Annotated in this window: 18 protein-coding genes, 1 pseudogene and 1 riboswitch; of the genes and pseudogenes, 4 read left to right on the forward strand and 15 right to left on the reverse strand. The window is 68.0% G+C overall.

The annotated features are described in order from the left end of the window. Window positions 1–2: 2 nt before the first annotated feature. The 3 genes and pseudogenes from ACCQ05_RS17545 to ACCQ05_RS17555 form a co-directional block, all read left to right on the forward strand. Complete coding sequence (locus ACCQ05_RS17545; protein ID WP_372391757.1) at window positions 3–542, forward strand: metal-dependent hydrolase; 540 nt, start codon at window positions 3–5, stop codon at window positions 540–542. Then, a complete protein-coding gene (locus ACCQ05_RS17550; protein WP_372391759.1) occupies window positions 539–1,933 on the forward strand; it encodes an FAD-binding oxidoreductase in 1,395 nt (464 codons plus the stop codon). Before ACCQ05_RS17545 ends, ACCQ05_RS17550 begins: the two co-directional genes overlap by 4 nt. Window positions 1,934–2,032: 99 nt before the next feature. Continuing rightward, window positions 2,033–2,333, forward strand: a pseudogene (locus ACCQ05_RS17555) (hypothetical protein); the annotation flags it as partial. 37 nt (window positions 2,334–2,370) lie between these two features. Here ACCQ05_RS17555 and ACCQ05_RS17560 read toward each other — a convergent pair. The 12 genes from ACCQ05_RS17560 to ACCQ05_RS17615 all read right to left on the reverse strand — a co-directional run bounded on the left by ACCQ05_RS17560 (window position 2,371) and on the right by ACCQ05_RS17615 (window position 17,741). After that, window positions 2,371–3,087 carry a response regulator gene (locus ACCQ05_RS17560; protein WP_104544312.1) on the reverse strand — a complete coding sequence of 239 codons (717 nt, stop codon included), beginning with the start codon at window positions 3,085–3,087 and terminating at the stop codon, window positions 2,371–2,373. Then, window positions 3,077–5,737, reverse strand: coding sequence for a DUF4118 domain-containing protein (locus tag ACCQ05_RS17565; RefSeq protein WP_372391762.1), 2,661 nt, complete (start codon window positions 5,735–5,737; stop codon window positions 3,077–3,079). Before ACCQ05_RS17565 ends, ACCQ05_RS17560 begins: the two co-directional genes overlap by 11 nt. A gap of 140 nt (window positions 5,738–5,877) precedes the next feature. Then, window positions 5,878–6,492: a potassium-transporting ATPase subunit KdpC gene (gene kdpC / locus ACCQ05_RS17570; RefSeq protein WP_372391764.1), complete on the reverse strand. Its 615-nt coding sequence runs from the start codon at window positions 6,490–6,492 to the stop codon at window positions 5,878–5,880. Between the two features lie 30 nt (window positions 6,493–6,522). Then, window positions 6,523–8,571: a potassium-transporting ATPase subunit KdpB gene (gene kdpB, locus ACCQ05_RS17575; RefSeq protein ID WP_228962145.1), complete on the reverse strand. Its 2,049-nt coding sequence runs from the start codon at window positions 8,569–8,571 to the stop codon at window positions 6,523–6,525. A 9-nt stretch (window positions 8,572–8,580) separates the two neighbouring features. After that, window positions 8,581–10,380, reverse strand: coding sequence for a potassium-transporting ATPase subunit KdpA (gene kdpA, locus ACCQ05_RS17580; protein WP_372391766.1), 1,800 nt, complete (start codon window positions 10,378–10,380; stop codon window positions 8,581–8,583). Between the two features lie 15 nt (window positions 10,381–10,395). After that, window positions 10,396–10,488: a potassium-transporting ATPase subunit F gene (locus tag ACCQ05_RS17585; RefSeq protein ID WP_006452907.1), complete on the reverse strand. Its 93-nt coding sequence runs from the start codon at window positions 10,486–10,488 to the stop codon at window positions 10,396–10,398. 1,046 nt (window positions 10,489–11,534) lie between these two features. Beyond that, window positions 11,535–13,115 (reverse strand): CocE/NonD family hydrolase, encoded by a 1,581-nt coding sequence (locus ACCQ05_RS17590; protein ID WP_372391768.1) that lies wholly within the window; start codon window positions 13,113–13,115, stop codon window positions 11,535–11,537. A gap of 526 nt (window positions 13,116–13,641) precedes the next feature. After that, on the reverse strand, window positions 13,642–14,616 hold the full coding sequence (thiL, locus tag ACCQ05_RS17595) for a thiamine-phosphate kinase (protein WP_372391770.1): 975 nt from the start codon (window positions 14,614–14,616) through the stop codon (window positions 13,642–13,644). 211 nt (window positions 14,617–14,827) lie between these two features. Continuing rightward, window positions 14,828–15,298: a transcription antitermination factor NusB gene (nusB, locus tag ACCQ05_RS17600; RefSeq protein ID WP_104539297.1), complete on the reverse strand. Its 471-nt coding sequence runs from the start codon at window positions 15,296–15,298 to the stop codon at window positions 14,828–14,830. Then, window positions 15,295–15,759, reverse strand: a complete 465-nt coding sequence (gene ribH / locus ACCQ05_RS17605) for a 6,7-dimethyl-8-ribityllumazine synthase (protein WP_003490334.1) — start codon at window positions 15,757–15,759, stop codon at window positions 15,295–15,297. The genes nusB and ribH overlap by 4 nt, the downstream gene beginning before the upstream one ends. A 243-nt stretch (window positions 15,760–16,002) precedes the next feature. Beyond that, complete coding sequence (ribB, locus tag ACCQ05_RS17610) at window positions 16,003–17,142, reverse strand: 3,4-dihydroxy-2-butanone-4-phosphate synthase (protein WP_372391772.1); 1,140 nt, start codon at window positions 17,140–17,142, stop codon at window positions 16,003–16,005. Next, window positions 17,139–17,741 (reverse strand): riboflavin synthase, encoded by a 603-nt coding sequence (locus ACCQ05_RS17615; RefSeq protein WP_372391774.1) that lies wholly within the window; start codon window positions 17,739–17,741, stop codon window positions 17,139–17,141. The genes ribB and ACCQ05_RS17615 overlap by 4 nt, the downstream gene beginning before the upstream one ends. Window positions 17,742–17,908: 167 nt before the next feature. Continuing rightward, window positions 17,909–18,078, reverse strand: a riboswitch (FMN riboswitch). A gap of 215 nt (window positions 18,079–18,293) precedes the next feature. On the opposite strand from ACCQ05_RS17615, the gene ACCQ05_RS17620 reads away from it, so the two are divergent. Then, window positions 18,294–18,917, forward strand: coding sequence for a hypothetical protein (locus ACCQ05_RS17620; RefSeq protein ID WP_372391776.1), 624 nt, complete (start codon window positions 18,294–18,296; stop codon window positions 18,915–18,917). Between the two features lie 353 nt (window positions 18,918–19,270). On the opposite strand, the gene ribD is transcribed toward ACCQ05_RS17620, so the two are convergent. The 3 genes from ribD to nrdR are packed head-to-tail and all read right to left on the reverse strand — an operon-like array spanning window position 19,271 to window position 21,377. Continuing rightward, a complete protein-coding gene (gene ribD / locus ACCQ05_RS17625) occupies window positions 19,271–20,335 on the reverse strand; it encodes a bifunctional diaminohydroxyphosphoribosylaminopyrimidine deaminase/5-amino-6-(5-phosphoribosylamino)uracil reductase RibD (RefSeq protein ID WP_372394153.1) in 1,065 nt (354 codons plus the stop codon). A gap of 35 nt (window positions 20,336–20,370) precedes the next feature. Further along, window positions 20,371–20,856 (reverse strand): GNAT family N-acetyltransferase, encoded by a 486-nt coding sequence (locus ACCQ05_RS17630; protein ID WP_372394155.1) that lies wholly within the window; start codon window positions 20,854–20,856, stop codon window positions 20,371–20,373. Beyond that, window positions 20,853–21,377, reverse strand: a complete 525-nt coding sequence (gene nrdR, locus ACCQ05_RS17635; RefSeq protein WP_024743411.1) for a transcriptional regulator NrdR — start codon at window positions 21,375–21,377, stop codon at window positions 20,853–20,855. The genes ACCQ05_RS17630 and nrdR overlap by 4 nt, the downstream gene beginning before the upstream one ends. Window positions 21,378–21,462: the final 85 nt, after the last annotated feature.

The raw sequence follows: 21,462 nt of genomic DNA on the forward strand, positions 1-21,462 counted from the left end.
CGATGCCGACCATCATGACCCACGCTGCGGTCCCGCTTGCGCTCTGGTGCGCCAGCGAACGCGGACGCATTTCGCCGCGCCTGCTCGGTGCCGGCATCGTGGCGGCGATGCTGCCCGATGCGGATGTGTTGGCATTTGCGCTGCACGTTCCCTATGCCGATGCGTTTGGCCATCGCGGTGCCAGCCATTCGTTGCTGTTCGCCAGCGTCGTCGCACTGCTCGGCGCGGCGGCGCATCGCAGCCTGCGTGCGGATGTCGTGCAGGCAGCGGTATGGCTGTTTGTCTGCACTGCATCGCACCCGTTACTGGATGCGATGACCTCCGGCGGGCTGGGCGTGGCGCTGGCGTGGCCATGGAGCGAGGCGCGCTGGTTCGCGCCGTGGCGGCCGATTCGCGTGTCGCCGTTCGCCAACGGATTCTTCAATTCGCGCGGTCTGGCCACGCTGCTCTCCGAGCTGCGTTGGGTCTGGCTGCCGCTCACCGTCGCAGCGTTGGGATTCAGATGTCTCCAACGCACCCCGCCACAGGATCCACCGTCATGACCGATGTCCTTCCCGCCACACTGTCCGAGCACTTGGCTGCACGCCTCGGTGCCGATGGCTGGCTGACCGGCACCGAGGCGCGCCGCCGTCATGGCGAAGACGACTCGCGCCGCTGGGCATTGCCCGCCGCCGTCGCCTTGCCGCGCGACACCGACGAGGTGGTCGCCATCGTGCAGGCCTGCCGCGCGCATGGTGTGCCGATCGTGGCGCGCGGCGCCGGCACCGGCACCACCGGCGCGGCGGTGCCGTTTTCCGGCGGCGTGGTGGTGTCGATGGCGCGCATGAATCGCATCGTGGCCCTGCGCCCGCAGGATCGCTGCGCGGTGGTACAGCCCGGCGTATTCAATGGCGATCTGCAGCAGGCCTTGCAGCCGCATGGCCTGTTCTGGCCACCGGACCCGTCCAGTGCGGAGATCTGCAGCGTCGGCGGCAATCTGTCGACCAACGCCGGCGGCCCGCGCGCAGTGAAGTACGGCGCCACCCGCGACAATGTGCTCGGCCTTGTCGCCGTCACCGGCACCGGCGAGGTGATCCGCTGCGGCGGTGCGTACACCAAGAATTCCACCGGCTACGACCTCACCCATCTGCTGGTCGGCAGCGAAGGCACCCTGGCGATCATCGTCGAAGCGACGCTGAAGCTGAGCCCGCGCGCAGTGGCGCAGGCCGGGCTGCGCGCGCTGTACCGCGATGCGGCCAGCGCGGCGGCGGCGGTGTCGCGGGTGATGGCGCAACCGACCACGCCGACCATGCTGGAATTCATGGATGCCAGCGCGATCGCGCTGCTGCGTCGCAACGGCAGCGATGTACCCGATGCCGGCGCGATGCTGCTGATCGAGGCCGACGGCGATCACGACACCCTGCCCTACGCGTTGCAGGCACTGCACGACGCGGCCGATGGAGAGGGCGTGTTGAGCCTGGACGTGGCCGCCGATGGCAGCGCGCGCGACAAACTATGGGCTGCGCGCCGCGCGCTCTCGCCGGCGTTGCGCACCATCAAGCCCGGCAAGATCAACGAGGACGTGGTGGTGCCGGTGTCACGCATCCCCGAGCTGGTCGCAGGCGTGGAAGCGCTGGCGGCGGAATGTGCGTTACCGATCGTGGTCTTCGGGCACGCCGGCAACGGCAACCTGCACGTCAACATCATGTACGACCCGGACGATGCCGATGAAACGTCACGCGCACACGCCGCCTTGCCGCGCGTCTTCGCGCTGGTGCTGGCGCTGGAGGGCACGCTGTCCGGCGAGCACGGCATCGGTGTGGCCAAACGCGACTTCATGACCCAGGCCTTCAACCCGGCCACGCTGGCCGCGATGCGCGCGATCAAGGCGGCGCTTGATCCGGATGGGATCTTGAATCCGGGCAAGCTATTGCCTCCCCCGCCCGCGGAATGACCGTGCCATGGATGCTCACGCGATAAACCACGTTAGGAACGCACTCGATCCACAGCGCAACCGAGCGATGGGACGACTGCTGATCGCACGCGATGCTTTGAGAGCGTGGCCGCCACCTGTGACTACGCTGTAGGCAAAGAACGAGTTCAAAGAGTTGCGTGATCAGGACTGGTTCGCCTTCGCGATACGCCTGCGCAATGCCTTCAGCCACAAAAATGCGTGGAAATTCGGCAACAGAAGCAAGCTTCCTGTTCAATGGCGCAGCTTTACCATTGACGCTGCAATGGCGGGACTTCCACTCAACGACTTCCTTCCCTGGTATCACGGACTGCTGCTATGCGCGCAGATGATCCTGTACGTCGAAGGCGTTGTCGATTGTCGGCAAGAACACGTCCAGTGACACTCAGAGTCACACATGCCTCGCGCGCTAGACCTGCTCAGCGCGCCACACCGATAAACCGCAGGCCCACGCCCGGTTCGGTGACGATGTAATGCGGGTCGGCCGCATCGTCATGCAGTTTCTGGCGCAGCTTGCCGACCAGGATGCGCAGGTAATGGGTGTCTTCTTCGTGGGTGGGGCCCCACACCTCGCGCAGCAACTGCGGTTGCGTCACCACCCGGCCGGCGTGCTTGAGCAGCAGCGCGAGCAACGCGTATTCCTTGCGGCTCAGCGGCACCGCTTCGCCATCGAGGGTGACTTCGCGCAGGCCCAGGTGGATATGTAGGCGGCCGTCGTCGAACACGCTTTCTTCCAGCATGCTGCCGGCGCCGGACTGGCGCAGCAGCGCGCGAATGCGCGCCATCAGTTCCTGCACGCCGAACGGCTTGGTGACGTAGTCGTTGGCACCGGCATCGAGCGCGGCGACCTTCTCGGTTTCGCCTGCGCGCACGGTGAGCATGATCACCGGCACGCTGGACCACTGGCGGATCTCGCGCAGCACCTCGTGGCCATCGCGATCGGGCAGGCCGATATCCAGCACCACCAGTTCGGCGCCCTGCCCGGCCAGCGTGGCCAGGCCCTCCTCGGCGGTGCCGGCCTGCAGCACGCGGTAGCCCTGCGCGCGCAGGCTGATGTCGAGAAAACGGCGGATTTGCGGCTCGTCGTCGACGATCAGCACACGGGCGGGCGGGATGGCAGCGGGGTCAGTCGGCATCGGTGCGGGGTGGCGCGGCAGGGAAGAGCAGCGGCAGCGTAATGCGAATCGTGGTGCCCTGACCATGCGCCCCGGCCAAGGCTTCCACGCTGCCGCCATGCGCGCCGATCATGCCCTGGCAGATGGTCAGTCCCAGGCCGGTGCCGTGGCGGCCGCGGTCGCCGCGCTCCACGCTGTAGAACATGTCGAAGATGCGCGCGCGCTCGTCTTCGGGAATGCCCGGGCCCTGGTCGCCGATATCGATCTGCAGCGCGCCACTGCGCAGTTGCGCCTGCACCGTGACCGCCATGCCGGGTGGCGAAAATTTCGCCGCATTCTCCAGCACGTTGAAGATCGCCTGTTCCACCAGCGCCGGATGCACCCAGATCGCCGGCAGGTCGGGGGCCAGGTCCAGTTGCAGGCGCACCTGTGGCTGGTAGCGCTGCAGCCGGCGGGTGGCCGAGCCGATCAACTCGTCCACGCCGATCCAGTCGCGATTCAAGGTCAGCCCGGTGTGACCGAGCCGGGTCATGTCGAGCAGGTTCTGGATATAGCGGTCCAGCCGCTCGCCTTCGAGCTGGATGGTGTCGAGCAGGCTGTGGCGGTCGTGCGCGTCCATCGCATCGCCATAGCTGGCCAGGCTGCTGGCCGAACCGATCATCGAGGCCAGCGGCGAGCGCAGGTCGTGCGAGACCGAGGACAGCAGCGCCGAGCGCAGCCGCTCGGTTTCGCCGCTCACCCGCGCGCCCTCCAGGTCGGCGACCAGCCGCGTGCGCAGCGCGGCCTGGCCGATGTCGTCCACCATCGCTTCGGCCAGGCGGCGCTGCTCCAGGCCGGGCCGCTGCACGCCCTGGCGGAAGCGCAAGGCCGCCACGCCCAGGGTGCCGCGCTCGTGCCGCACCGGCAGGCACCACCACTGCGCGCCGGCCAGGGTATCGGTGAAGCGTCCGGCCGGCTGGCCGTGGCGCTGGGTCCACTCCGCCGCGCTGCGGTCGAGCGCGCCGAAGCCGGGTGGCGCCTCGCTCTCGCGCTGTTCCAGGCGCAGCCAGACCTCGGCATCCAGCGCGGTGGTCAGCGCGCGCCGGCCGGCTTCCAGTACCTGCCCCAGATCGGCGGCGGTACTGAGCTGGCGGCCCAGCGCCTGCAGTGCATTGGCATGCGCATTGGCCGCACGCAGCGCCAGCACCTGGCTGCGCAGGCGCGAGGCCAGCCGCCCGGCGACCAGTGCGGCAATCAGGAACAGGCACACCGTCACCACGCCCTGGCGGGCACTGATGTGCAGGGTGAAACGCGGTTCGATGAAGAAGAAGTTGTAGGCGACAAAGCTCAACAGCGCCGCGATCACCGCCGCGGCCATGCGCGTGCGCGAGGCCACCAGCACCACCGCGACGATGAACACCATCGACAGGTCGTCGATCTCGGTCCAGCGCTGCAGCAGCCACGCCACGCCGACTGCGCCAGCCGCTGCGATCGCCGCAAAGGCCAGGTCGTAGCGCTGCAGCCACTGGCGCGGATTGCGCCAGCGCTGACGCGCGCGCGCGCGCGCATCGGCAGAGCTGACGATGACCAGTTCGTAATGCGCGCCACGCTGCAGCAGTTGCTGGGTCAGGGTGCGGTTGAACATGCGCGCCAGCGGGCGTTCGCGCGTGCGCCCCAGCACCAGCGTGGAAACGCCGTTTTGCGAGGCGAAATCCAGCAGGGCCTCGGCGACATTGGCCCCATGCAGCAGCGCGGTGTCGCCGCCGAGCCGGCGCGCGAGCGCGAAGGCGCGGTCGATCTCCAGCTGCCAGTCCGCGTCGGCGACGGTACGCGTCTGCACCGTCGCCACTGTCCACGGCGCATCGCGGCGCTCGGACAGGCGCCGCGCCACCCGCACCAGATACTCCGAACTGCCGCGGCCATCGATGGCCACCACCACGCGGCGGCGCAACGCGGCCGTGCCGGGCAGCCCGCGTGCGGCCTGGGTGTCGCGCAGGTCGCTGTCGACACGGTCGGCGGCGGTCTGCATCGCCAGTTCGCGCAGGGCGGTGAGGTTGGAGGGAGAAAAGAACGCCTGCAAGGCCTGGGTGGCCTGTTCGGGCAGATACACCTTGCCCTGCTGCAGCCGCTCGATCAGTTCGCGCGGCGGCAGGTCCACCAGCACGATGTCGCGCAGGCGGTCGAACACCGCATCGGGCACGGTTTCGGACACGCGCACGCCGGTGATGCGCAGCACGATGTCGTTGAGGCTTTCCAGGTGCTGGATGTTGACCGTGGTGTAGACATCGATGCCGGCATCGAGCAATTCCACGATGTCCTGCCAGCGCCGCTCATGCCGGCTGCCGGGCACGTTGCGGTGCGCCAGTTCGTCGATCAGCGCAAGCCGCGGCTTGCGTGCCAGCAATGCATCCAGATCGAGCTCTTCCAGTACCCGTCCCTGGTAGTTCACGCGCATGCGCGGCAGCAGCGGCACGCCGTCCAGCAGCGCCGCGGTTTCGCTGCGCCCGTGGGTTTCCACCACGCCGGCCACCACGTCCATGCCCTGCCGCAGACGCTCGCGCGCCCGCGACAGCATGGCGTAGGTCTTGCCCACGCCGGGCGCCGCGCCCAGGAAGACCGTGAGCCGCCCGCCGTGTTCGCGTTGCAGTTCGCCGATCAGCGCGTCGGCGTGTTGGGTGCGGGCATCGGACATGGAGGCCGGGATTGGGGATTGGGGATTCGGGATTGGGGACCCGAGTCCCGGGTCCCGCGAAAGCGTACCGCGCAGTGAGTGCGCATGACGTTCATTAGCTTGCGAGCCATCGCAGTGCTCGGCTGCGTTGGCTGCTGTCTTTAACGGGTCCCCGGTCCCGGGTCCCGGGCCGCGGCTTCATCCAGCGCCAGGTTCAGCGCCAGCACATTCACCCGCGGCTGCCCGAGCAGGCCGAACTGGGGTTGTTCGGTGGCGGCCCGCAGCAATGCGGCGACGCGTCGTTCCGGCCAGCCGCGGGCGGCGGCGACGCGGCGCACCTGTACCTGCGCGCCGGCTGGGCTCAGGTGCGGGTCCAGGCCGCTGCCGGACTGGGTCAGCAACTCGCCGGGCACCGCATCCGGGGCGATGCCATCGCGCGCGGCGACCTCGGCACGGGTAGTAGCGATGCGCGCCTGCAGGTCCGGATTGGAGCGCGCCTGGTTGCTGCCGGCGGCGGCGGTGAGGTCGTACTTGGCCGCGGATGGGCGCGGCTGGAAGTAACGCGCATCCGTGAAGGGCTGGGCCACCAGTGCCGAACCGACCACCTTGGCCTCCACGCGCAGCAACGAGCCCTGCGCCTGCGCCGGAAACAGCGCGCCGGTGATGCCGGTGGCGACCAGCGAATAGGCCAGGCCCAGGCCGAGCAACGTGAACGCGGCAAAGGCAAGGGAGGCGCGCAACACGCCATCGTCGCGCAATGGCAGGGAGGTGGACATGGCAATGCTCCTGGAAGAAGTGGTCATGACTCAGGCCCCCAGGGTGGCGGCCAGCGCCAGGTCGATCAGCTTGATGGCCGCGAACGGCAGCAGCACGCCGCCCAGGCCGTAGATCAGCATGTTCCGGCGCAGCAGCGCGGTGGCGCTGGAAGGACGGAAGCGCACGCCGCGCAGCGCCAGCGGGATCAGGGCCGGAATGATCAAGGCGTTGAAGATCAGTGCCGCCAGCACCGCATGCCGCGGGCTGGAGAGCTGCATCACATTGAGCGCGGTCATCGACGGAATTGCCGCAGCAAATAGCGCCGGCAGGATCGCGAAATACTTCGACACATCGTTGGCCAGCGAGAACGTGGTCAACGCACCGCGCGTGATCAGCTGCTGCTTGCCCACTTCCACCACTGCCAGCAGCTTGGCCGGATCCGAATCCAGGTCGACCATGTTGCCGGCCTCCTTGGCCGCCTGCGTGCCGGAGTTCATCGCCAGGCCGACGTCGGCCTGCGCAAGCGCCGGTGCGTCGTTGGTGCCGTCGCCGACCATCGCCACCAGCCGCCCGCCGGCCTGCTCGGCACGGATGCGGGCCAGCTTGTCTTCCGGACGTGCCTGCGCGATGTAGTCGTCCACGCCGGCTTCTGCGGCAATTGCGGCAGCGGTGAGCGGGTTGTCGCCGGTGATCATCACCGTCTTGATGCCCATCGCCCGCAATTGCGCGAACTTTTCCTTGATGCCCTGCTTGACCACGTCGCTCAACTCGACCACGCCCAGCACATGCCGGCCTTCGGCCACTACCAGCGGCGTGGCGCCGCCGCGTGCAACTTCCTCGATGCGGCCCTGCAGTTCCGGCGACACCGTGGCGCCCTGCCCCTGCACGTACGCCACGATCGCATCGCCAGCACCCTTGCGGATGCTGCGGCCGGCCAGATCCACGCCAGACATGCGCGTCTGCGCGGTGAAGGCGATGAAATGCGCGCCCTCCGGCTCGACAGCCACCGCCCCCTGCTGGCGCGCCAGCTTGACGATGGACTTGCCTTCCGGCGTGGGGTCGGCCAGCGAGGCCAGCATGGCCGCGTCACGCAGCTGTGCGCGGTCGATGCCAGCCAACGGATGGAACGCGGTGGCCTGGCGGTCGCCGTAGGTGATGGTGCCGGTCTTGTCGAGCAGCAGCACGTCCACGTCGCCGGCCACTTCCACTGCCTTGCCGGATTTGGCCAGCACATTGGCCGACAGCGCGCGGTTCATGCCGGCAATACCGATCGCCGGTAACAGCCCGCCGATGGTGGTGGGGATCAGGCACACCAGCAGCGCGATCAGCAGCAACGGATCCAGCGTGACGCCGACGAAGCCCGCAATCGCCGGCAGCGAGGCCACCACGATCAGGAAGGTCAGCGTCATCGCTGCGAGCAGCAGGGTCAGCGCGATCTCGTTCGGCGTCTTCTGCCGGTTGGCGCCTTCCACCAGCGCGATCATGCGGTCCAGGAAGCTGTGGCCGGGCTCGGCGGTGACCTTGAACACGATCTCGTCGGACAGCACCCGCGTGCCGCCGATCACGCCACTGCGATCAGTGCCGGCCTCGCGCAGCACCGGTGCCGATTCGCCGGTGACCGCCGCTTCGTTGATGGTGGCAAGACCGCGCACGATTTCGCCATCGGCGGGAACGAATTCGCCCTCGGACACGATGACGTAGTCGCCCGGGCGCAGCTCGGCTGCCGGCAGCCGCGTTTCGCGGCCACCCAGCGCGGTTTCCACCCGCCGCGCCACCAGGTCCTTGCGTGCGCGGCGCAGCGAGGCGGCCTGGCCGCGGCCGCGCGCTTCGGCGATGGCCTCGGCGAAATTGCCGAACAGCACCGTCACGAACAGGATCGCGGTCACCGCCCAGCCGAAGCCGGCATGGTCCTGCCCGCTGGCGGTGATCACCGCCGCCAGCACGGTGCCGCCCATCACCACCGCCATCACCGGGCTGCGCAGCAGATGCCGTGGCGACAACTTGACGAAGGCCGCACGCATCGCCGCGACCAGCACACCAGCGTCGAACAAGGCTGCATCGCCGCGTTCGCGCTTCTCATTCAATTGGATCGTAGACATTGTTCGGTCTCAGGACGCCGCCAGGGCGAGGTGTTCGGCGATAGGGCCCAGCACCAGTGCCGGCATGAACTGCAGCACGGTCAGCACGAGCACGATCGCCATCAGGGTCAGCGCAAAGGTGGGCGTTTCAACTTGCAGGCTGCCGGCCGACTCGGGCGCGCGCCGCTTCACCGCCATGCGCGCAGCCACCATCAACGGCAGGATCAATGCCGGGTAACGGCCCAGGGCCAGCACCACCGCGCAACTCAGGTTCCACCAGTACGTGGCATCGCCCAGCCCCTCGAAACCCGAGCCGTTGTTGGCGAACGCCGAGGTGTACTCGTAGAACACCTGGCTGATGCCATGGAAGCCGGGATTGGAATTGGCAGTGAACGAAGGCACCGCCAGCGCCACTGCGGTAAAGCCCAGCACCACCAGCGGCTGCAGCAGGATCAGCACCGCCAGCAGCTGCACCTCGCGCGCTTCGATCTTGCGGCCGAACAGCTCCGGCGTGCGCCCGGTCATCAGCCCGGCCAGGAACACGCTCAGCAGCAGATACACCACGAACTGCTGCAGACCGCAGCCGATGCCGCCCCAGATGGCGTTGATCAGCATGTCCACCAGTGTGACCAGGCCGCTCAGCGGTGCCAGCGAATCGTGCATCGCATTGACCGAGCCGTTGGAGGTCTGCGTGGTCAAGGCCGCCCACAACGCGGAGGCGTCGGCGCCGATGCGCACTTCCTTGCCTTCCATCAGGGCCGGCGAGGTCGCACTGCCCGAATGCGCTTCGGACCACAGCAACAGCGCGGTACTTGCCGCCGACAGCGTCAACATGGTGCCGAACACCAGCGCCGTGAGCCGTTTGCGTCCGGTCAGGTAGCCGACCATGAACACCACGCTCATCGGCAGCAGCACCAGTGCCAGGGTTTCCAGCAAGTTGCTCAGCGGCGTGGGATTTTCCAGCGCCACCGTGCTGTTGGGGCCATACCAGCCGCCGCCGTTGGTGCCGAGCTGTTTGGCCGCCACCATGGCCGCCACCGGGCCCACCGGAATGGTCTGCCTGGCCATGCCGGCGCCGCTGTCCAGCGGCACGGCAGTGGCCGCGCCCTGCAGCGTGGACGGCACGCCCTGCCAGCCCAGCAGCACCGTCCACAGCAGGCACAGCGGCAGCAACACGCGCACGCTGGCGCGGATGACGTCGGCCCAGTAGTTGCCGACATCCGCGTCGGCAAGTGCCTCCGCGCCGGAGCTTTGCGGTTGCCCGCCGTGGCGCGCCAGCGCCGTCTCCGCATCGTCCTGCCGCGCACTCGCCGTTGCTTCCGCTGTCGGCAAGGCATCGGGCACACCTGCGATGGCGCGCCCACCGAACAACGCACGCAGCGTTGCCACCGCCAGCGCCAGGCCCATCATCGGCGTCGCCACCTGCAGGCCGACGATGCCGGTCATCTGCGCCAGGTAGGACAGCTGCGACTGGCCCGAGTAATGCTGCTGATTGGTGTTGGTAAGAAACGACACCATGGTGTGCAGCGCGGTATCCCAGCGCATGTTGGGAATGGCATCGGGGTTGAGCGGCAACCAGGCCTGGGTCATGAACACCGCCCAGGTCAGCAGGCCGACCACCAGGTTGCTGACCAGGAACGCCATGGCGTAACCGCGCCAGGACATGCCCTGCTGCGGGCGCGTGCCGAGCAGCGCGTACAGGGGCCGTTCGATCAGCCCGAACACGCCATCGCCCCGCATCGGGGCGCCACGCATCACCGCCGCCAGGTACCGGCCCGCGGGCCACGCCAGCACGATGGCCAGCGCGTAGACAAGAAAGGTTTCAGTCATTGCAGCGCACTCGCATCAGAAGTCTTCGGGCCGCAGCACCACGTACAGCAGGTACGCGGCGGCAACGAGTACGGCCACGCCGCACAACAGGGACAACCAGGCAGGCATGTCGGTCACTCCCCGAAACGTGCGCAGGCACGCGACAAAGTGAGGCTGCCTGCATCTTCAGGCAGCCGGGACACGACAACAGGGCAAGGCGCCGCCGCACCGCGCGCGCAGCGCCGGTGGAGCAGACAGAGCAAGGGATGCATCGGAATCGTCCACGGCGGAACCGCTCCGCCAACCCGCGCAGTGTCTTCCTGCGCTGCGTAAAGTCGCTATGGACCTGCTGCAGCCGGGGCGTAAATTCCGCATAAAGCCGCTCGATGGCTGTCAGCGGGAAAGCCGGATAAACGCTCAGCCGATTGCGCTTGCGGCGGATTGCTCCGCGATGACGAATGTCCAGGGTCTGGATCGATCCTGTGGTTGACGGCACCCAGAGCGTGCCGCGTGATGCCTCTGCGCATACCGGCGACGTACGGAATCCAGGGCTGCTTCGAGATAGCAGGCTCCCTTGCTGGGTTCAAGCCGCGGAGACTTGCGGAAAGGCGAGGACATCCAGCGGCTGCGTGGCGGGGCGGCTATGTTCGCGCTTGATCGCCATGCGGCCGGAGCACGCCTCCCGGCACACGGCGCCGCGGCTGCCTGTCAGTGACATCGAGCGACAGCGATGTCGAGCTGCGCCTTCCGATTGCAAGAACAGCATTTGATCGGTGGCGGGATGCCCTCGCCGCTTCCGGGACACGCCGTATCTCCGTCCATGACGACTTCCCGGCGGGCCCCACGCCGCCAAGGCTCTCGCCACCGGCGAGGACATCCCGCCTGTGGCGTTGGCCGCGTGCGGTGGAACGGAGATGGATGGAACAGCGATGGTCGGTGATGGACTGCACGCAGCGCTGCCCGGCTGACTGTCGGTGGATCGGTGGTTGAGGAGCCCGATTCGCCGCCAACGCTGTTCACTGCGGTCGCTGCAGTCATCGGTGCCGACTGAGCGCGATCGAGCTGGAATGCGTGATCAGGGCATCACCCGTCCTGGATGCGAACCGCCACCTGATCGGCGCAATCACCGGCTGATTGCGCCACCAGAATGCGCTGTGCCTCACCGGCCGGGCGTATCACCGCAGCGGCACGTTCAACACCGATGGGGTGGCGACCGGCGAGGTGAACGTCACCGTGCCGCCGCCATCGCTGGCATCGGTGTAGCGCGCATCGCGGGTATCGACGACCAGCACCAGCCGCTGTCCGGCCGGGATCTCGGTCGCCGCTGCCTGCAACGGCCAGTCCAGCGTCACCGCACGGCCGGCGGTAACACCACGCAGCGAGTACGGTGCATGCGTGATCAACTGCGCCACCCCCAACGCGTCCATGCGGTACAGATACGCAAACAGGCTCACGTTCGACTGGCTGGGTACCACGGTCACGCGCAGCGACGGGCTGCCCGCCAGCCGGCGCACGCCATTCGACGGCGAGCCTACCCAGACCGCGGCAGCGGCGCGACTCACCAGCGGGATCGAGGTGGTCACCGGCAGCCCGATGCCCTGCAGCAGGCCGCTGACCAGCACCACCCCGGAGTCGGCCACGGTGGGCACATCGGTGGCGATGCGCGATTGCCAACCGCTGGCGCTGCCGCCGACCAGGCCACCGGTGGGGATGAGCGAGCCCGTCGGCGCGGACAGACCCAGCCGCGTGCTGCCCTGCTGTACTGCCGCCCAGTCCGGATACTCCAGCCATTGCCCGGCGCGCGGCGACAGCCGCACCGGCGCTTCGGCATCCACCCCATTGTTGCGTTGCTTGAGATGGCGGTCGAACCAGCGCGTGGCCGCGGTGTAGATCTCATTGGGCAACCCCAGGGCGCCCGGCAATTCGGTCGTCGCGTGGTCGCCCTGGCTCAGCAGCAATTGCTTGGGCCCGCGCAATCGATCGAAGAACGCGATGGTCTGGTTGGGCGGGAACAGCCCGTCGTTGAAGGCATTGCCCAGCAATACGGCGGTGCGGTTGCGGTTGAGCGCGTCCACCCCGCTCGCCGGGCTGCGCGAGGCGGCCTGCGGCAGGAAGCCCTGCACTGCGCCGTCGTAATCGCCAACGGCGACCTGCCGCCCGATCTGCGCCAGGTCAGGACCGGGCCGGCCGGTCAAGGCCCCCGCGCCCACCAGCAACCCGACGCCCTGCTGGCTAACCGTGCGATTGGAATACAGCGCCGCTTCCAGGTCGGCCCAGCCGCTCAGGGCGGCCACTGCCTTGATGCGCGGATCGCGCTCTGCCGCGAGCAGGCTGATACCGGCTCCGTACGAGATTCCCGACGCGCCGATCGCATTCGGGTTGGCTGGCGTATGCGCCAGTGCCCAGTCGATCACCGCGCTGACGTCTTCCACCGTGTCCGGCCCGGCGATATCGATCTGCCCAGCCGAATCCCAGAACCCGCGCGAGGTGTAGCTGACCACCACGTAGCCGTCGCTGGCCAGTTGGGTGGCGCGGCCCAGATATTCCAGGTTGGGCAACGACCAACTGGCCGGCATCACGATCAAGGGAAACGGCCCGGCGCCCTGCCCCTGCGGCACCAGCACCAGGGCCCCCATCTGCGCGCCATCCCAGCCGGGGATGCGTTCATAGGTCTTGCTGAAGGCACCCGCCACGGCCGACGCCGAGGCCATCAACAACGCCAGTGCGGCGATGCCACGAATCCAACGCTTGCTCATGCTGCTTCTCCCATGCAAGGCCGGGCCGGGATGGCCCAGCGGCAGTTGCCATGCATCTGTGGTTCGGGGGAGAACGCCAAGCGAACGTACCAGACGGTACGGTATGGCTCAAGGGCTGGGATTCGGGATTCGGGATTCGGGATTCGGGATTCGGGATTCGGGATTCGGGATTCGGGATTCGGGATTCGGGATTCGGGATTCGGGATTCGGGAGGCGGGAGGCGGGAGGCGGGAGGCGGGAGGCGGGAGGCTTGCCTTGCGGAGGTGGACAGCGCGGCACATCAGGCGCGACCCGATCCCAACCGGCAAGCTCCCTTCTCCCGCTGGCGGGAGAAGGTGCCCGAAGGGCGGATGAGGGCAGCCGGCAACATCCGCAAGTCCCGGAGACAGCATCAACCCGACCTTGCACAAGGCGCCACCGCCTCGCCTGTAACGCGCCCAGCGATCAGCTCAGCCGCGCCGTCCCGGCGGCGCGCCAACCCGCCACCACCACATGGCATCCCGCTACACACGCTCCAACCCACGCATCAGCCAACGAAATGCTGATACCCGCGCTGCGTCGGATGCCAGGGATTGCCATCTGCGTCGTGCACCACCACACCCGGTGTGGCCACGATGCGGCCGATACGCGTCGCGGCCACACCAGCGAACGCCATCGCCTGCTGCACCGCATCGCGGTGCTGCGCGGCGGCGGTGAAGCACAGTTCGTAATCATCGCCGCCACCCAGCTGCCAGCCCAGCCACGTCGGCGCGTCGAGATCGGCGCCGCGCGGCATTGGCGGCAGCGCCGCCGACAGGATCTGCGCACCCACACCGCTGCGCTCGCACAGATGGCCCAGATCGGCAAGCAGGCCATCGGAGACATCCACGCAGGCATGCGCAAGCCCACGCAGACGCAAGCCGGCCTGCACGCATGGCCGCGGGCGCAGCAGACGGCCGCGCCAGGCTTCATGCAACGGATCGGCCGCCACCTGCGTGACATCCAGCCGGCCTGCCTGCCATAGCGACAATGCCGCGGCCGCTTCGCCTGGCGCGCCAGTGATCCACACGTCATCGCCCACGCGCGCAGCATCGCGACGCAGTGCCGCGCCTGGCGGCACGCTGCCGATGGCGGTCACTGCACACGACAACGGCCCGCGCGTGGTATCGCCGCCGACCAAGGCGATGTCATGCGCATCGGCCAGCGCAAAGAAGCCATCGGCAAACCTGTCCACCCAGGCCAGATCGTCGCTGGGCAGCGACAGCGACAAGGTGCACCACCGCGGCTGCGCGCCCATCGCGGCCAGATCCGAGAGATTCACCGCCAACGTCTTCCAGCCGACATCGGCGGCCTGCGTCTCGTGCGGGAAATGCACTCCGGCATTGAGCGTGTCGGCGGTGATCGCCAACTGCTCACCGGCCGGCGGCTGCAACAATGCCGCATCGTCGCCAATGCCCAACGGCACATCGGCACGCGCGGCAATGCGGGCGCGCAGACGGGCGATCAGATCGAATTCGGGCATTTGCAGGGCCGGGAGTGGGGATTGGGCATTCGGGAGTGGTAACAGCAGGCTGTGTGAGCAGCTGGCCAGCCGTCCTGTCGAAGCATGCGACAGCACAGCCACGGCGGATCAACTCAAGGCTGCGTCATTCGAGCAAAGGCGCTCGCACCTTGCATCAGCGGGACCGCCGCTAGCTGCCAATCCCGAATCACGAATGCCGAATCTCAGCGCCTCAGGCGCCCGACTCGATCTTGCGCCACTCCACCGCAGCGCGATCCAGCACGCCGTTGACATAGGTGTGGCCATGTTCGGAGCCGAAGCGCTTGGCGGTTTCGATCGCTTCGTTGATCACCACGCGGTACGGCACGTCCTGCCGATACAGCAGCTCGTAGGCGGCCAGGCGCAGCACCGCGCGCTCGATCGCATCGACTTCTTCCACGCCGCGGTCCAGATACGGCGTCAGCGCGGTATCCAGCTCGGCGCGGTTGGCGATCACGCCATCGACCAGGCTTTCGAAGTACGCCAGATCGGCCACTTCGTGCGCCTGCTCATGCGCGAACTGGGCGATCACCTGCTTGGCGAATCCGCCGGAAATCTGCCAGGCATACACCGCCTGCAAGGCACGCCGGCGCGCGCGCGAACGCAGCACCGGGTCGATGCCGTCGCGACGGCCGTGGCGGGCATGTCCACCGGACTTGCTCATGGCAACAACTCCATCAGATTCACCAGTTCCAGCGCGGCAAGCGCGCATTCCTCGCCCTTGTTGCCGTGGCTGCCGCCGGCACGCGCCTCGGCATCTTCCACGCGCTCGACCGCCAGCACGCCATTGAGCACCGGCACGCCGGTCTGCAGCTGCACGCTCATCAGGCCTTCGGCGCACAGGTCGGCCACGTGTTCGTAATGGCGGGTATCGCCACGGATCACGCAGCCCAGCGCGATGATCGCGCCATGCTGGCCGGACTGCGCCACGCGGTTGGCGGCGATCGGGATTTCCCAGGCGCCGGGCACGCGGATCACGTCGATGGCGTCCTCGCCAATGCCGTTGCCGGCCAGGCTCTGGCGCGCGCCGGCAACCAGCACGTCGGTGATGCGGGCGTTCCAGCGGCTGGCGATGATCGCAAAGCGCGCGGTGGTGGGGCGAAGATCGCCTTCGTAGTGGGTCATGCGGGTCGGCAACTCGAGGGGGCGGGAAGTTTAACAGCTGCCGGGGCCGGCCCCGGCGCGCATCGGCACGGCGCGGCCCGGCAAAGCAGGCCCTGCCTTGGCGCCGAGCGCTTGGCATTGGGCGACGCTGCCGTGCGGGCAGGCGACGGGCAGGCGGCAACCGGGCGCCGCCTGCGGACGGCGCGTTGTCGCCGGACTGCGCCAGCGCCACGCGACAGCGCGGCGCTGGCGCAGCAGCATGACCTACGGCACCGCGTCCGGCGGTACCGAGCGCACGCCCTGGCCCGGGTGGCATTCCAGGTACTCCACCACTTCCAGCCCGAAGCCGGCCAGGCCGACCTGGCGGCGCGGCGTCCCCAGCACCCGCAGCTTGCCCAGGCCAAGTTCGGCCAGGATCTGCGCGCCGGCACCGTTGCGCCGCCACTGGCTGACGTCCTTGGCGTTGGCGGCGGCCTCCGGCTGCTGGCGCAAGCGGGCCAGCAGCGACTCGCTGTCGCGCGGGGCCGACAGCACCACCATCACGCCCTGCCCTTCGGCGGCGATGGCACGCAAGGCGTCGGTGGCGGCCACGCCGAAATCCTCGCGCTGCCAGTGCAGCAGGTCGGCCAGCGGGTTCTCCACCTGCACCCGCACCAACGTGGGCGTGTGCGGATCGGCCGTGCCGCGCACCAGGGCGAAGTGCAGGTCGTGGGCGATGCGGTCGCGGTAGGTCACCAGTTGGAACGGCCCGAACTCGGTGGCGATCTCGCGCGCGTCCACCCGCTCGACGGTGTGCTCGTTGGCCAGCCGGTACGCGATCAGGTCGGCGATCGAGCCCATCTTCAGCCCGTGCTCGCGCGCAAACACTTCCAGCTGCGGGCGACGCGCCATGCTGCCGTCCGGGTTGAGCACTTCCACCAGCACCCCGGCCGGTTCCAGCCCGGCCAGCATCGGCAGGTCGCTGGCCGCCTCGGTATGTCCGGCACGGGTCAGTACGCCACCAGGCTGGGAAATCAGCGGGAAGATGTGGCCCGGCTGGCTCAGGTCCTGCGGCTTGGCATCCGGACGCACCGCCGTGCGCACGGTGTGCGCGCGATCGTAGGCGGAGATGCCGGTGGTCACGCCTTCGGCCGCTTCGATGCTGACGGTGAAGTTGGTCTGGAACTGCGCGGTGTTGTTGCGCACCATCGGCGCCAGGCCCAGCTGCGCGCAACGCTCGCGGGTCAGCGACAGGCACACCAGGCCGCGCGCGTGGGTGACCATGAAGTTGATGTCAGACGGCTTGACCAGCTCGGCGGCCATGATCAGGTCGCCCTCGTTTTCGCGGTCTTCGTCATCGACGATCACCACCATGCGCCCTGCGCGCAGTTCTTCGATCAACTCGGGAACCGGTGCGAAATTCATGCCGCACCCCGCGTGCCGAGCAGGCGTTCGACATAGCGCGCCACCAGGTCGATCTCCAGGTTCACCGCCGCGCCCACCGCGGTCGCGGAAAACGCCGTGTTTGCCACCGTATGCGGGATCAGCGCGACCTCGAAGCCGGCATCGTCCACCGCGTTGACGGTCAGGCTGACGCCATCGACGCAGATCGAGCCCTTCTTGGCGACATAGCGCAGCACCTGCGGCGGTGCGGCAAACCGCCAGCGCTGTGCGCGGGCATCGTCATGGACCGATTGCACCTGGCCCAGGCCATCGACATGTCCGCTGACCAGATGACCGCCCAGCCGGTCGGTGGGGCGCATCGCGCGTTCGAGATTGATCAGCGCACCTTCGGGCAGCGCGCCCAGCGTAGTCAGCGCCAGGGTTTCGGTGGATGCATCGGCCTGGAAGCTGGTTGCATCGAACCCGATCACGGTCAGGCACACGCCATTGACCGCGATGCTCTCGCCCAACTGCACGGCGTCGAACGGCAGGCTGCCGGTGGCGAAGGTGAAACGCACATCGCCGCCCTGCGGCTGGCGCGCGGCCAGGCGGCCGACGCCCTCGATGATTCCGGTAAACATCAGTGCGCCCCCTTCTGCAGCGGGCGCTGCGTGGACGTCGGGCGGTGAACAGGTGCAGGACAGCGCAGCGGGTGATGCAAAGACATAGTCGTTTCTCGCAGGAGTTGAGCGAAAAACGCCACAAGGCAAAGCAAACAGGCGCACGCACAGCCGCAAGGCTGCGCATTGGCCGTCTTCTTTCATCCGGACTATACCGTCGGCTCCGGCATCGGACCGGATCTGCTGACCTTCGCCGCCGTGTCCGCACGGGGCGGGTCGACGGCGAAGCGCTCGCGGGCTCGCACGCTTGCGCATGCCTACCGCCGGTGGGGAATCGCACCCCGCCCTGAAGACGTTCGTGAGTGCCGGCGAACCGGCCCGGAGAGTTTAACAGTGCCTCGCCTGGGCATTGCTGGCCGCAGCACGCGCGCTGGCAGGACGCTGCGTCATGTCGGGAATTCCCCCATAGCCAGCATTGTGAAGGCTCTGTTAAATTGCGCGCCGCGACGGGAGACGTCGCTCGCCGTCCCGCAACGGGATGGACTTACGGATATCACTGGAGAGAAGTACATCATGCGCAACACCCTCATTCTGGCCGCCTTGCTGGCCGCCGCACCGTTCGCTGCGTCCGCTGAAGGCTTGAGCTACAGCTATGTCGAAGGCGGCTGGAATCGCACCGAGATCAGCGTGAACAGCGATTCCGACGACCTGGACGGTGGCTACATCCGCGGCTCCTGGCAGATCGCCGAACCGGTCTACGTGTTCGCTGGCTACCAGCGCGCCGAAAAGGACTTCAACCTCGGCTCGGGCTTCGTGCTCGAAGGCACTCTGCAGCAGGCGAATCTGGGTATCGGCTACCGCCAGGAAATGACCGAGCGGGTCGAGTTCATCGCCGACATCAGCGTACTGCGCTCCAAGGTCGAATCCGAACTGCGTCGCGGCAATAGTTCGCTCGGCGATTCGTCCGATACCAGCACCCTGGGTTTCGGTAATCTGGGCCTGCGCGGCAAGCCCTCGCCGCGCACCGAAGCGTGGGTCAAGGCGGGCTACATCGACGGCAGCGACGTGGACGAAGGCGAATTCGTCGGCACCCTCGGCGGTCAGGTCAACTTCACCCGCACCTGGGGCCTGGTCGGCGAAGTCGAGTTCATCGACAACGCCAACCAATACAAGGTCGGCGTGCGCGCCAGCTTCTGATCGGCGGCGTCATCGCATCACCGAGGCCCCGAATGCGGGGCCTTTTTGTTGTCTGAATCGAGGCTGCGTGGTGAGACCTGCACGCCGCGTAACGACGATCGGTATACGCCTGCGACTGAAGTTCTCGCGATGCGTCAACGCCAGCGTGTGATCGCACATCGCAACCCATGAGATGTGCAGCAGGCCAGCTCGCGCGCAAGCCCAGACGATATCCGGCGCGCGGGAGTACGCACCGGCATGCTTGAATCGCCCTGGTACACCTCGCAGCCGTTCGCATCAACCGCCTGGCACAGGCGGTGACGGCCTTGCTGCGCGACTCAACTGCTGTGGCTCGAACGGCGCTTTGCCGGATGTCAGCCAGCCGTCACGGGCGCGTAGCGCAGGCGCAGGTCCTGCCCCAACTGACGAACGTCGAGCAACTGCAGCTGCTGGCGTTGCGCCAGCGTCTGGATGTCCAGGCCCGCCACCAGCGGCCTTGCGCTATCGCCCAGCAGCACTGGCGCCAGGTAGACCAGCAGCTCGTCGACCAGTCCGGCCTGCAGGAGAGCGCCACTCAGGGTGGCACCGGCCTCCGTATGCACCTCGTTGATGCCGCGCTCGGCAAGCACCGCCACTACGGCCTGCAGATCGAAACGGCCATGATGCAATGGCATGCCGACGAACTCGGCAGCGTCGAGCGGCGGCGGCGCCATCTCTTCGCCATGCAGATACAGCGTCGATGCGTCGCCCCGGCGGATGTTGCCGCATGCAAGCGTACGCAGGCCCGCATCCAGCACCACCCGCAGCGGCGGCACGAACGGCGTATCGTCGCCCAGCCGTAACGTCATCGACGGATCGTCGGCCAGCACCGTGCCGGCGCCGGTGAGGATGGCGCCGGCGCACGCGCGCCAGCGCTGCACATCGGCACGCGCATCGCCGCCGGTGATCCATTTGGATTGGCCGCTGGCCAGCGCAGTGCGTCCATCCAGGCTGGCGCCCAGCTTGACCCGCATCCACGGCCTGCCCCGCTCCACCCGCGAGAGGAACCCGCGATTGAGCGCGCGCGCCTGCGCCTGCAGCACGCCGCTGACCACCTCGATTCCGGCCTCGCGCAGCAGCGCGAATCCGCCGCCGTTGACCTGTGGAAACGGGTCGGCCATCGCAGCCACCACACGTGCCACGCCGGCCTCGATCAAGGCCAGGGCACAGGGCGGGGTGCGCCCGTAATGCGCGCACGGCTCCAGGGTGACATAGGCCGTGGCCCCACGCGCCTGCTCGCCGGCAGCGCGCAGTGCGAACACTTCGGCATGCGGACCACCAGCGCGCTGATGGAAGCCCTCGCCCACACAGAGGCCATCGCGCACGATCACGCAGCCCACCATCGGGTTCGGCCGGGTGGTGTAGGCACCACGCTCGGCCAGGCGCAGCGCCTGCGCCATCCAGCGGTGGTCGTCGGCGGTGGCGGCATGATCGGTCACGCTACTGTCTCCTGCGGGGCGATGCGCATCACCACGATCTGCATCGGCCCCAATAAAAGTTCGGTGTGCGTCTGCCATCCCAGGCGCTGGTAGAACGGCACCAGCGCCGGTTGGCAGTACAGATACAGCAGCCGCACCTTCAGGCGTGCGGCTGCCTGCACGCAATGCACCACCAGGGCCTGGCCGATGCCCCGCCCGCGCGCCTGCGGCCGCACGTACAGCGAGGCCAGCCAGGGCGTCCAATCCCCGAGACGGGCATCATCGGTGTCCAGCAGGCTGACCGATCCCAGCCAGTGCGCGCGATCGAGCGCGATCCAGGTGGTGGGAATGACGTCGTCGCGCATGTGGCTGCGCAATTCGTCCAGCGCCTGGTCCAGGGTCCAGTCGGGCAACAACGCGCCGAACGCCTGCAGCTGCGCCTGCGCAATGGCCGGCAGATGCTCCGGCGTTTCCGCCACGCAGGCGATGCGCACCGCGCTCAGCGCTTGCCGGGTTTGCCGGCGCGTTCCAACGCCGCTTCCAGCAACGGCAGCTGCTCGCTGCCGACCGGAAGCTCGCGTTCGAGCTTTTCGATTTCCTCGCGAAAATCGGCCACGTCCTGAAAACTGCGGTAGACCGAGGCGAAGCGCACATAGCCGACATGATCGAGCTTGCGCAGCTCGACCATCACGTATTCGCCCACCCGCAGCGAGCCCACTTCGCGCTCGCCGGACATGCGCAGCTGGTGCACCACCGAGCGTACCGCCGCCTCGATCTGCTCCTCGGCCACCGGCCGCTTCTGCAGCGCACGGTCGAAACTGGTGCGCAGCTTGCGCGCGTCGAAGGCCTCGCGCCCGCCATCGCTCTTGACCACGGTGGGCAACTTCAGTTCGATCGTTTCCAACGTGCTGAAGCGCTCGCCGCACGCCTCGCACTCACGGCGCCGACGAATCGTCGTTCCGTCTTCGGACACGCGCGAATCGATCACGCGGGTGTCGTTGTGCTGGCAGAAGGGGCAGTGCATCAGAGGGCCGGGATTGGGGAGTGGGGATTAGGGATTGGCAACAGCAGGAGCAAGGACGCGCTTGCCGCGCATCCCCAATCCCGAA

Source organism: Xanthomonas sp. NCPPB 3582 (genome assembly GCF_041475735.2).
Lineage (GTDB): Bacteria > Pseudomonadota > Gammaproteobacteria > Xanthomonadales > Xanthomonadaceae > Xanthomonas > Xanthomonas codiaei.

Coding starts and splice junctions, on each gene's coding strand:
- ACCQ05_RS17585 (WP_006452907.1), bottom strand. CDS start 10,488: ATGCCTGCCTGGTTGTCCCTGTTGTGCGGCGTGGCCGTACTCGTTGCC.
- kdpC (WP_372391764.1), bottom strand. CDS start 6,492: ATGTCCACCTCCCTGCCATTGCGCGACGATGGCGTGTTGCGCGCCTCC.
- ACCQ05_RS17560 (WP_104544312.1), bottom strand. CDS start 3,087: ATGCCGACTGACCCCGCTGCCATCCCGCCCGCCCGTGTGCTGATCGTC.
- ribB (WP_372391772.1), bottom strand. CDS start 17,142: ATGAATTTCGCACCGGTTCCCGAGTTGATCGAAGAACTGCGCGCAGGG.
- nrdR (WP_024743411.1), bottom strand. CDS start 21,377: ATGCACTGCCCCTTCTGCCAGCACAACGACACCCGCGTGATCGATTCG.
- ACCQ05_RS17620 (WP_372391776.1), top strand. CDS start 18,294: ATGCGCAACACCCTCATTCTGGCCGCCTTGCTGGCCGCCGCACCGTTC.
- ACCQ05_RS17565 (WP_372391762.1), bottom strand. CDS start 5,737: ATGTCCGATGCCCGCACCCAACACGCCGACGCGCTGATCGGCGAACTG.
- kdpA (WP_372391766.1), bottom strand. CDS start 10,380: ATGACTGAAACCTTTCTTGTCTACGCGCTGGCCATCGTGCTGGCGTGG.
- ACCQ05_RS17550 (WP_372391759.1), top strand. CDS start 539: ATGACCGATGTCCTTCCCGCCACACTGTCCGAGCACTTGGCTGCACGC.
- ACCQ05_RS17590 (WP_372391768.1), bottom strand. CDS start 13,115: ATGAGCAAGCGTTGGATTCGTGGCATCGCCGCACTGGCGTTGTTGATG.
- thiL (WP_372391770.1), bottom strand. CDS start 14,616: ATGCCCGAATTCGATCTGATCGCCCGTCTGCGCGCCCGCATTGCCGCG.
- ribH (WP_003490334.1), bottom strand. CDS start 15,759: ATGACCCACTACGAAGGCGATCTTCGCCCCACCACCGCGCGCTTTGCG.
- ACCQ05_RS17545 (WP_372391757.1), top strand. CDS start 3: ATGCCGACCATCATGACCCACGCTGCGGTCCCGCTTGCGCTCTGGTGC.
- ACCQ05_RS17615 (WP_372391774.1), bottom strand. CDS start 17,741: ATGTTTACCGGAATCATCGAGGGCGTCGGCCGCCTGGCCGCGCGCCAG.
- ribD (WP_372394153.1), bottom strand. CDS start 20,335: ATGGCGCAGGCGCTGCGCCTGGCCGAGCGTGGTGCCTACACCACCCGG.
- kdpB (WP_228962145.1), bottom strand. CDS start 8,571: ATGTCTACGATCCAATTGAATGAGAAGCGCGAACGCGGCGATGCAGCC.
- nusB (WP_104539297.1), bottom strand. CDS start 15,298: ATGAGCAAGTCCGGTGGACATGCCCGCCACGGCCGTCGCGACGGCATC.